Here is a 3,218-nt window from a genome sequence, read left to right on the forward strand (position 1 = left end):
GGACTTTACCTACCTCAAGATCACCGGCTGGGGATGGTATCTGTCGACGGTCTTGGACGACTTCTCGCGCTACATCGTAGCGTGGCGGCTCGGCCCCACTATGTGCGCTTCCGACGTTGGACAGGGCCGCGCGCGAGACGCTGCGCTTCCTGACCGCCGAGGGCTCCCGCTTGCCGACCTGGTGGACCGGCACTACGACGAGTTCATGCGCCCATCGATCAGTTCAAGAGCGTGATCGACGGCGGCATCGCCGCGGGAGAATTCCGTGCATCGCCGGCCGCCGCCTTCACGGAAATCGTCATAAGCCCCCGCACTGCTGTTAAGCCTATGGTCGATGTTGTTCGGCACGCGGAGGCAGATCGACGTCGCGGCCTTCACCGACGCCAGCATCGATCTTTTGATGAAAGGGCTCGGACGTCCGGATTGAGCTGGACCGCACGAATCAATGCCGAGGGCGGTGAAGACGTCGCAAAGCCCTCGCGAGGTCACAGATCGCCTGCGAGCAGCAGCGCCGGGGCCATGGATTTCTGCTCGAGTTGATCCATCGTGCACTGCGTCGGCTTCTTGTCGGGACGCCAGCGCAGGATCAAGGTGCCATGGCGGAAGCGGCCGCCGGTGAAATGGTCGTAAGATACTTCGACGACAAACTTCAGCTTGACGGGTTGCCACTCGGAGGAGCGCGCCGAAGACCAGCGGCTGGGGCCGCCCGGCGTATTCCCCGTGAAGCTGCGCGCAGCGACGATCGCTTCGAGCCGGTCGGTCAGCGCCGGCTTTTCTGCCGCCTTGATCCCTGACGAAAAGCCGACGTGATGCAGTTTGCCATCGGCGTCGTAGAGGCCCAGCAAGACAGAGCCCACCACCTTGCGGCCGGCGCTTGGCTTTTCGCCATAGCGAAAGCCTCCGATGACGCAGTCGGCGCTACGATGGCGCTTGATTTTCTGCATCCCCTCGCGATTGCCGCCCTGATAGGCAAGATCGATGCGCTTGGCGATAACGCCGTCGCTGCCGCCTCCTGCGGAACGAAGCCATCGCGCCGCCCGGCCGGCATCGCTTGTTGCCGGCGACAGCCGGAACAGGCCGCCTTCGCCGAAGCAGCGGCTGGCAAAATCTTTGAGCTCAGGCCGCCGTTGCACTAGCGGTTTTGCGGCCAACTCGCGTTTGCCGCTTCGGAGAAGGTCGAAGGCGAGAAAGATCGCCGGAGTCTCCGCCGATAGTTTTTTGATCCGGCTCGCTGCGGGATGGATACGCTGCAGCAAGTTATCAAACGAGAACGTTTCGTCCGCCGGCACCACCAATTCGCCATCCAGCAGAAAACGTCGTTCCGGCAGCGCAAGCGCCGCCGCCATCACCTCGGGAAAGTAACGCGTCAGGTCCTGCCCGGACTTTGACAGCATCGCAATTGCATCGCCATCGCGCGACAGCAGGCAGCGGAAGCCATCCCATTTCGGTTCGTATTGCCACTTTTCGCCGAGCGGAAGCGCGCTGACCGACCGGGCTTCCATGGCCTGGGGCAGCTCGCCATCTTTACGCACCTTGCAGGGCCTCGTCCTGTTTCGCACTGGCCAGCGTCGTCGGATGGGCCGCCCGCAGGTGAGCCGGCAGCGACTTGTGTATATGCGTCGCGGCGATGGCCGCATGGCCGGTGGCCACCGCGATTTGATGCAGATCAGACACCACGTCGCCGGCGGCATAAAGCCCCTCGACGGTGGTTTGCTGATGCTCGTCCACTTTCAAACAGCCGACGTCGTTGATTTCCGCGCCCAGCTGCGACGCCATTTGCGAGCGCACGTCACACCCGAGCGCCGGATAGACTAGATCGAATTCATAGGCCGCGCCGCCGGAGGTCACCTTGATGCGGTCCCCTGTCCGGTGCAGCTCATGCACGTCATCGATGACGTCGATCCCGGCCTCACGCATGGCGTCCAGATCGCCGGGGGCCGCTGGCGCACCGGTGGGCCTGAGCCAGGTGACGTCCGTCGAATACGCGCGAAGAAACTTGGCTTTGCCGGCGGCATCGCTGCCTGCGCCGAACACGGCAATCTTCTGGTCCGTGGCCTCATAGCCGTCGCAAACCGGGCAATAACGTACTAGCCTATCGGCGATTGCGGCGCTTAGCCCGTCCATCGGAGGCGGCTTGTCCACGATGCCGGTCGCGAGCAGGACAAGCCGGGCCTGCAGCTTCCCTGAATTGTGCACGACCGAGAATCCGGGATTGTATGGTAGCAACGAACTAACGTTGGATGCGACCATCCTGACGCCATAGCGCGCCGCCTGGGTCCTGAGCGAGGCCAGCAGGCGGTTTCCCGTAATGCCGTCGGGAAAGCCGGGATAATTGTGGCTCTCGGGAATGAAACTGGCGCGGCTCTCCCCGGAGTCAAGGACGACGACACGCCTGTTATAGCGCGCCAGATAAACCGCGGCCGTCAGGCCAGCTGGACCTCCACCAATAATCGCGCAATCGATTTGCTCTTCCGGCATTTTCCGAACCCACTCACGTCGCAGCACACCCTCTACGCCGATTTGGCGAGGGGGGTATGCAGCTTCACAGTTAAGTCACTTGGAACCGCGCGAGTTCCCGCAGTTACGCGGTCATCACCACCTTAATGCAGCCGTCCTTCTTATCGCGGAACGTCTCATACAGGCCCGGGCCGTCCTCAAGTTTTGCGCGGTGCGTAATGATAAAGCTCGGATCGATTTGGCCCTCCTCGATCCGTCGCAGCAGGTCGAGCGAGTAGCGATTGACGTGGGTTTGTCCGGTACGGATCGTCAGCCCCTTGTTCATGGCGGCGCCGAACGGGATCTTGTCCAGAAAGCCGCCGTAGACGCCGGGCACCGAGACGATGCCGCCCGGCCGGCACGCCATGATCGCCGCGCGCAACGCGTGCGGCCGGTCGGTACCAAGCAGCACGGCGGCCTTGGCCTTGTCGATCACGGCGTCGAACGAGGCGGTGGCGTGCGACTCGGCGCCGACGGCGTCGATACACTTGTCCGGTCCATTGCCGCCCGTCATGTCCTTCAGCTTTTCGAGGATCGTCGCGTCCTCCTCGTCGAAATTGATCGTCTCGGCGCCCGCCATGCGCGCCAGCGCCAGCCGCTCCGGCACGTTGTCGATGGCGATCACGCGCGCGGCACCGAGCATCAGCGCGCTCTTGATGCAGAACTGTCCCACCGGACCGCAGCCCCAGATCGCGACCACGTCGGCCGGTTCGATCTCGCAA

General features: G+C 63.3%; 4 protein-coding genes. 1 reads left to right on the plus strand and 3 read right to left on the minus strand.

Translation table 11 applies throughout. The features are described from left to right. Positions 1-235: hypothetical protein (locus tag JWR89_RS01865; RefSeq protein WP_299711080.1), on the plus strand; the 235-nt coding region annotated here is incomplete at its 5' end. 250 nt (positions 236-485) lie between these two features. Here JWR89_RS01865 and JWR89_RS01870 read toward each other — a convergent pair. The 3 genes from JWR89_RS01870 to JWR89_RS01880 form a co-directional block, all read right to left on the minus strand. Further along, positions 486-1,502, minus strand: a complete 1,017-nt coding sequence (locus JWR89_RS01870; RefSeq protein WP_299711077.1) for an ATP-dependent DNA ligase — start codon at positions 1,500-1,502, stop codon at positions 486-488. A gap of 22 nt (positions 1,503-1,524) precedes the next feature. Then, positions 1,525-2,478 (minus strand): NAD(P)/FAD-dependent oxidoreductase, encoded by a 954-nt coding sequence (locus JWR89_RS01875; protein ID WP_299711072.1) that lies wholly within the window; start codon positions 2,476-2,478, stop codon positions 1,525-1,527. A gap of 103 nt (positions 2,479-2,581) precedes the next feature. Then, the coding region (locus tag JWR89_RS01880; protein WP_299711074.1) for a zinc-binding dehydrogenase at positions 2,582-3,218 on the minus strand (637 nt) is incomplete at its 5' end.

Origin of the sequence: Tardiphaga sp. (genome assembly GCF_028290785.1) — a bacterium.
Taxonomy (GTDB): domain Bacteria; phylum Pseudomonadota; class Alphaproteobacteria; order Rhizobiales; family Xanthobacteraceae; genus Tardiphaga.